The sequence below is a fragment of the Streptomyces sp. CLV115 genome, assembly GCF_038448545.1.
Lineage (GTDB): Bacteria > Actinomycetota > Actinomycetes > Streptomycetales > Streptomycetaceae > Streptomyces > Streptomyces sanglieri.
In genome coordinates this window covers 1-6,892 of the sequence record NZ_JBCEWQ010000255.1, presented here as the reverse complement: position 1 = coordinate 6,892, position 6,892 = coordinate 1, and the positions used below count along the sequence as shown (strand labels likewise).

Here is a 6,892-nt window from a genome sequence, read left to right as displayed (position 1 = left end):
GTGTGGGTGGGTTCGAGCCTCGTGGGGGGCGCATTCGAGCCTAGAGACTCCGGCCCCGGATAGGGAGGGGACGGGACGGAGCCCTTGCGGGCTCCAGAGCCGCAGACGTGGCCGGAGCCGGAGCCGCATACGGCAATGGGGCCGAGGGGGTGACCGGGGCCGCTGGGGTGAGCGGGGCGGCCCGGTCACCGCACCGCACGGCCCGCGTCACATGTACTCGGTGGGAATCACCGGTTCGCCGCGCGACAGCTGCACCGCCGACATCGGCAGCCCCGCCCGCGCCGCGATGTGCCGCTCGCGCGCCGCGTCCAGCGGCTCGCGGGCGACCACCCCGCCGTCCTTGACCAGCTCCACCAGCAGCTGCCGGTCGGCCAGCTCGGCGGGCACCGCGCCGGTGCCGATCACCTCGGCCTCGGCGATCCCGTGCTCGTCCAGCCGGCGCGCGGCCCACTTGCGACCGCCCACCGACGACTTCGCGCCGAGCGACTTCTTGGCCACCGGACGCAGCGGCTCGGCGGGATCGGCGGAGCCGGCGCGGGCGACGAGCTTGTAGACCATCGAGCAGGTGGGCTGCCCGCTGCCGGTCACCAGCTGCGTGCCCACCCCGTACGCGTCGACCGGCGCCGCCGCCAGTGAGGCGATGGCGTACTCGTCCAGGTCCGATGTCACCACGATCTTCGTCTCCGTGGCGCCCAGCTCGTCCAGCTGCTGCCGCACCCGGTGCGCGACCAGCAGCAGATCGCCGGAGTCGATCCGCACCGCGCCCAGCTCGGTCCCGGCGACCTCGACCGCCGTACGGACCGCCTCGGTGACGTCGTACGTGTCGACCAGCAGCGTGGTGCCCCGGCCGAGCGAATCGACCTGGGCCCGGAACGCGTCGCGCTCGGTGTCGTGGAGCAGCGTGAAGGCGTGGGCGCTGGTCCCGACGGTGGGGATGTTGTAGCGGAAGCCCGCCGCCAGGTCGGAGGTGGTGTTGAAGCCGCCGATGTACGCGGCACGCGCCGACGCCACCGCCGACAGTTCATGGGTGCGTCGTGCACCCATCTCGATCAGGCCGCGCCCGCCGGCCGCGGCGGACATCCGTGAGGCCGCGGCGGCGATCGCCGAGTCGTGGTTGAGGATCGACAGGATCACCGTCTCCAGCAGTACGCACTCGGCGAAGGAGCCCTCGACCCGCAGGATCGGGGAGCCGGGGAAGTACACCTCGCCCTCCGGGTAGCCCCAGATGTCTCCGCTGAAGCGGTAATCGGCCAGCCAGGCGAGGGTCGGCCCGTCCACCACGTTCTGTTCGCGCAGGAAGGTGAGCATCTCGTCGTCGAAGTGGAAGTTCTCCACCGCGTCCAGCACCCGTCCGATGCCCGCGACGACGCCGTAGCGCCGCCCTTCGGGAAGCCGGCGCGTGAACGCCTCGAAGACCGAGCGCCGATCGGCCGTGCCGGCCTTCAGCGCGGCCTGCACCATCGTGAGCTCGTACTGGTCGGTGAAGAGCGCGGTCGACGGCACACCGACCCGTCGCCCAAGGTCCGCAGAGTTCATGTTCCGGATGCTACCCCTATTTCGTCAGAGTGACGAGATCTCGGGTCGTTTGTGCGATGACCCCTCCCGAGTGGCAGCATGGGGTGGGTGAGCGTCGCCCCCACAGAGATCACGCGTCCCGAATCGGCCGAGGAGAGTCTTGTCGTCCCCGAGCCCGACGTCCCCTGGGTGACGCTGGTCCACAACGACCCGGTCAATCTCATGAGCTATGTGACCTATGTCTTCCAGGCCTACTTCGGCTACTCCAAGGACAAGGCGCACAAGCTGATGCTGGACGTCCACCAGAAGGGGCGCGCGGTCGTCTCCAGCGGCAGCCGCGAGGAGATGGAGCGCGACGTCCAGGCCATGCACGGCTACGGACTGTGGGCCACGCTCACGCAGGACCGCAACTAGACCCTGCCGGACCTCCCCGTCCGTTCGCCCGACTCCTGCCCCGCCCGACCCACCATCGGAGAAAACCCATGGCCGGCCACTTCGAGGCCACCCCCGGCGGCGGCGCGGCCGTCGCGCTCGACGAGGTGGAGATCGCGATCCTGCGCTCCCTCGCCGTCCAGTTGCTGGAACTGATCGGCCCCGGCGACGAACCCGCCGAGGACGCGGACCCGCTCGCCGCACTCTTCGCGGAGGGGCCCAGCGAGCCGCCCACCGACCCGGCCCTGGCCCGCCTCTTCCCCGAGGCGTACGGCGACCAGGACACCGAACTGCGGGCCGCCTCCGCCGAGTTCCGCCGCTTCACCGAGAACGACCTGCGCGCCCGCAAGCGCACCGACGCCCTCGCCGTCGTACGGACCCTGGACGCGCTCACGGTCACCGGGGACGAAGGCGCCGTACTCGAACTCACCGGCGACGAATGCCGCAACTGGCTCGGCGCCCTCAACGACCTCCGGCTCACCATCGGCACCCGCCTGGAGGTCTCCGACGAGGACGAGGGCGAGGCCGGATCGCTCTACCGGCTCCCGGACAGCGACCCGCGAAAGCCGATGGTCATGGCCTATCTCTGGCTCGGCGCGCTCCAGGAAACTCTCGTGGAGACGCTGATGCCGTAAGGGCTGCCCCGCAGCCGATGAGGCGGTGCGGCGGCGGTGCGCTCCCGGAGAGCGCCGGGTGTTCGCTCAGCGGATGCTCAAATCCGAATAACGATCCCATCACCTGAACGGTCGTCTTTGCTGCGGCAGGAAACCCTTGTCCGCTTTTAACTGTGGTGTACGCCACAGAACGTCAGGTGGGTCGCCCGAGTGGCCGTGATAAATCTTCACGACCACTCGGGCACGCCACCCCTGTTCCCGAGGGCGCCAAGAGCCGGCCACCACCGGCGGCACTCCATCCATATCCGGGGGGATCAGGAACCGATCCGCAGTCTCAACGGCGCGGATCGGCGTGGAGAAAGGCGCAGCACATGACATCGGCGCAGGTCGACAAAGGGAACAGCGGAGCGCAGGCCGTAGAGGTATCGGAATCCGGCGCGTCCGGTGAGGGATACCAGCGGGCCCTCGGCGCCCGTCAGATCCAGATGATCGCCATCGGCGGGGCCATCGGCACCGGGCTCTTCCTCGGTGCGGGAAAGGCGATCGCCAAAGCCGGGCCCAGCCTCGTCCTGGCCTATGCCGTCGCCGGCCTGGTGATCTTCTTCATCATGCGGGCCCTGGGCGAACTCCTCATGTACCGGCCGGTCTCGGGCTCCTTCTCCGAGTACGCCCGTGAATTCATCGGCCCCTTCGCGGGCTTCGTCACCGGCTGGACCTACTGGCTTTTCTGGGTCGTCACCGGAATCACCGAAGTCACCGCCGCAGCCCAGTACATGACGTTCTGGTTCAACATTCCGCAATGGATATCCGCACTGATCTTCACGGTCATCCTCTACGGGGTGAACCTGATCTCCGTGAAACTCTTCGGTGAACTCGAATTCTGGTTCTCGATGGTCAAGGTCACCGCCATTGTCGGCATGATCCTCATCTGCGCCGGAATTCTCACCCTCGGCTTCTCCGACGCCGGGGACACCGCGTCCGTCACCCACCTCTGGGCCGACGGCGGCTTCTTCCCGCACGGCATCAAGGGCACCCTGATGACGCTGCAGATCGTGATGTTCGCCTTCCTCGCCGTCGAACTGGTCGGCGTCACCGCGGGCGAGTCCAAGGACCCGAAGACCGTCCTGCCCAAGGCCATCAACACCGTGCCGTGGCGCATCGCCGTCTTCTACGTCGGCGCGCTCGTCATGATCCTCTCCGTGGTCCCGTGGACCGAGTTCCAGCCCGACGTCTCGCCGTTCGTCGCCGCCTTCAAGAAGATGGGCCTCGGCCTCGGCGCCGGCATCGTCAACTTCGTCGTGCTGACCGCCGCGCTCTCCTCCTGCAACTCCGGCATGTACTCCACCGGCCGCATGCTGCGCGACCTCGCCCTCAACGGGCAGGGCCCGAAGTTCTTCACCCGGCTCACCAGGAGCGGCACCCCGCTCGTCGGCACCACCTTCTCCGCCGCGCTGATGCTCGTCGGCGTCTGGATCAACTACCAGTGGCCCGGTGACGCCTTCACCTACGTCGTCTCGTTCGCCACCATCTCCGGCATGTGGGCCTGGATCATGATCCTGATCAGCCAGCTCCGCTACCGGCGCCTCTCCGACCTCGGTGTGCTCCCGCGGTCGGACTTCCGGGCCCCCGGCGCCCCGTACACCAGCGTCTTCGCACTGTTCTTCATCGCCGTGGTCATCGTGATGATGGGCATCGACAAGGACACCAGGATCTCGCTGTACTGCGCCCCGCTCTGGGCCGCGCTCCTCGGCATCTCGTACGTGGTCCTCAAGGCCCGCAACCCCGGGAACAAGGCCTTCGCGAAGAACTGAACCCCCTCCACCACCCGGCCGCCGTGTCCACCATGCGGCCGCTCACGTACCACACTTCGGTACGAGAGGGGCCGCATGCCTATCCTGGCGAAATGCTGACCATCACCAAGGCGCTGTACGACCAGATCGTCGCGCACTCCCGTGCCGACCACCCCGACGAGGCGTGCGGCGTGGTCGCGGGCCCGGCGGGGACCGGCCGCCCCGAGCGGTTCATCCCGATGCTCAACGCCGCCCGCTCGCCCACCTTCTACGAGTTCGACTCGGCCGACCTCCTCAAGCTCTACCGCGAGATGGACGACCGCGACGAGGAGCCGGTGATCGTCTACCACTCCCACACCGCGACCGAGGCCTACCCCTCCCGCACCGACGTCACCTACGCCAACGAGCCCGGCGCCCACTACGTGCTCGTCTCCACGGCGGACACCGACGACGCGGGCCCCTTCCAGTTCCGCTCGTACCGCATCGTGGACGGTGTGATCACCGAGGAGGACGTCGAGGTCGTCGAGGCGTACGAACCCGCCTGACCCCGCCGTACCGCCGGACACCGGCCGGACGGGACCGGGCTCACCCACGGTCCCGTCCGCCTGTCGAACACCGAGCATCCATCAGGTGAGATCACACTCGGGATTACGGACCGGGAATCGATACGATGAGCCCATGGTTCTCCATGACGTGAGCGACAAGACGCCGGGCACGCTGCTCGTCGCGCGGCTGCACGTCGACCTGTGCAGGCTCTCCAGCGCGATCTGTACGTGCCGCCTGCCCGCCGGCCGCAAGGCCTGAGCCGGGCCCGCGGCCCGAACACCACACGTACGCACCACCCCCGCGCGGGGGCAGAGCCGCGCGCCCCACGCCACCTCTCCGCTTCCGACAGGAGCCCACGCCATGGCCATCGAGGTCCGCATCCCGACCATCCTCCGCACCTACACCGACGGCGCCAAGGCCGTCGAGGGCGACGGAGCGACCCTCGCCGACCTCTTCACGGACCTGGACAGCCGGCACAACGGCATCCGCGAGCGCATCGTCGACGGCGACCAGCTCCGCCGATTCGTGAACGTCTACCTCAACGACGAGGACGTCCGCTTCCTCGACGGCATCTCCACCAAGCTCAGCGACGGCGACAACGTCACCATCCTCCCGGCCGTCGCCGGCGGCATGAACTGATGCGGTACGACAGCCCGCTCGCCGCGGTGGGCAACACCCCGCTCGTCCGCCTGCCGCGGCTGTCACCCTCCGACGACGTCCGGATCTGGGCCAAGCTGGAGGACCGCAACCCCACCGGCTCGATCAAGGACCGCCCCGCGCTCCACATGGTCGAACAGGCGGAGAAGGACGGCCGGTTGACCCCCGGCTGCACCATCCTGGAGCCCACCAGCGGCAACACCGGAATCTCGCTCGCCATGGCGGCCAAGCTCAAGGGCTACCGCATCGTGTGCGTCATGCCGGAGAACACCTCCCAGGAACGGCGCGACCTGCTCGCCATGTGGGGTGCCGAGATCATCTCCTCCCCGGCGGCGGGCGGCTCCAACACCGCCGTCCGCGTCGCCAAGGAACTGGCCGCCGAGCACCCCGACTGGGTCATGCTCTACCAGTACGGAAACCCGGACAACGCGGGCGCCCACTACGCCACCACCGGCCCGGAGATCCTCACCGACCTCCCGTCCATCACCCACTTCGTGGCCGGCCTCGGCACCACGGGAACGCTGATGGGCGTCGGCCGCTACCTGCGCGAACACAAGCCGGACGTCAAGATCGTCGCCGCCGAGCCGCGCTACGACGACCTCGTCTACGGACTCCGCAACCTCGACGAGGGCTTCGTCCCCGAGCTCTACGACGCCTCGGTCCTCACCACCCGCTTCTCCGTCGGCTCGGCCGACGCCGTCACCCGCACCCGCGAACTCCTCCAGCAGGAGGGCATCTTCGCGGGCGTCTCCACCGGCGCCGCGCTCCACGCGGCGATCGGCGTCGGAAACAAGGCCGTCAAGGCGGGAGAACCGGCCGACATCGTCTTCGTCGTCGCGGACGGCGGCTGGAAGTACCTGTCGACGGGCGTCTACACCGCCCCGACCACGGAAGCGGCCATCGAGACCCTGCACGGCCAGCTCTGGGCCTGACAGCCTTCGGCGGGGTGCGCCCGGCGCGGGCGCACCTCGCCGCACCTCATCCGAGGTTCCGCACCCGCTCCCACACCGCCGGGTCCACGACCCCCACCCGGCGCCGGAACCCGCGTACCGAGACCTCCCGCAACTCGTCAGTCTCCAGGAAACTCGCCCGGCCCTGAGCGTCACCCACCGTTCCCGCGGGCAGCGCGATCACCCCGGGCCGGTCCGCGTGACGCTTGCTGGTGATCTTCGCGACGAGCGCCGAGCCACCCCGTACCGACAGCACCAGACAGGGCCGGTCCTTCGCCCCGGGCCCGTCCTCGTACGGCACCTCGGCCCACCAGATCTCACCCGGCCGCGGCCGCCGCTCCGGCCCACGTCCGGGCCCCGCCGGCGGGCGCGTCCGGCCACCCGGACG

General features: G+C 69.3%; 9 protein-coding genes. 7 read left to right on the top strand and 2 right to left on the bottom strand.

Going from position 1 to position 6,892, the window contains the following annotated elements:
- Positions 1-207: 207 nt before the first annotated feature.
- Complete coding sequence (locus AADR41_RS40405) at positions 208-1,536, bottom strand: nicotinate phosphoribosyltransferase (RefSeq protein ID WP_342287303.1); 1,329 nt, start codon at positions 1,534-1,536, stop codon at positions 208-210.
- A 78-nt stretch (positions 1,537-1,614) separates the two neighbouring features.
- Here AADR41_RS40405 and clpS point away from each other — a divergent pair, with 78 nt between their 5' ends.
- The 7 genes from clpS to AADR41_RS40370 all read left to right on the top strand — a co-directional run bounded on the left by clpS (position 1,615) and on the right by AADR41_RS40370 (position 6,486).
- Positions 1,615-1,929 (top strand): ATP-dependent Clp protease adapter ClpS, encoded by a 315-nt coding sequence (gene clpS / locus AADR41_RS40400; RefSeq protein WP_124723297.1) that lies wholly within the window; start codon positions 1,615-1,617, stop codon positions 1,927-1,929.
- Positions 1,930-1,997: 68 nt separating this feature from the next.
- Positions 1,998-2,582, top strand: coding sequence for a DUF2017 domain-containing protein (locus AADR41_RS40395; protein ID WP_342287301.1), 585 nt, complete (start codon positions 1,998-2,000; stop codon positions 2,580-2,582).
- Between the two features lie 350 nt (positions 2,583-2,932).
- Positions 2,933-4,372, top strand: a complete 1,440-nt coding sequence (locus AADR41_RS40390) for an amino acid permease (protein WP_342287300.1) — start codon at positions 2,933-2,935, stop codon at positions 4,370-4,372.
- A 92-nt stretch (positions 4,373-4,464) separates the two neighbouring features.
- Positions 4,465-4,896, top strand: coding sequence for a M67 family metallopeptidase (locus AADR41_RS40385; protein ID WP_259935047.1), 432 nt, complete (start codon positions 4,465-4,467; stop codon positions 4,894-4,896).
- A gap of 133 nt (positions 4,897-5,029) precedes the next feature.
- Positions 5,030-5,155, top strand: a complete 126-nt coding sequence (locus tag AADR41_RS40380) for a putative leader peptide (protein WP_342287298.1) — start codon at positions 5,030-5,032, stop codon at positions 5,153-5,155.
- Between the two features lie 102 nt (positions 5,156-5,257).
- Positions 5,258-5,536 (top strand): MoaD/ThiS family protein, encoded by a 279-nt coding sequence (locus AADR41_RS40375; protein WP_342287296.1) that lies wholly within the window; start codon positions 5,258-5,260, stop codon positions 5,534-5,536.
- Positions 5,536-6,486, top strand: coding sequence for a PLP-dependent cysteine synthase family protein (locus AADR41_RS40370; protein ID WP_266732629.1), 951 nt, complete (start codon positions 5,536-5,538; stop codon positions 6,484-6,486). The genes AADR41_RS40375 and AADR41_RS40370 overlap by 1 nt, the downstream gene beginning before the upstream one ends.
- Before the next feature lie 46 nt (positions 6,487-6,532).
- On the opposite strand, the gene AADR41_RS40365 is transcribed toward AADR41_RS40370, so the two are convergent.
- Positions 6,533-6,892 (bottom strand): type II toxin-antitoxin system PemK/MazF family toxin (locus AADR41_RS40365; RefSeq protein ID WP_342287294.1); only part of this gene is annotated, 360 nt, incomplete at its 5' end.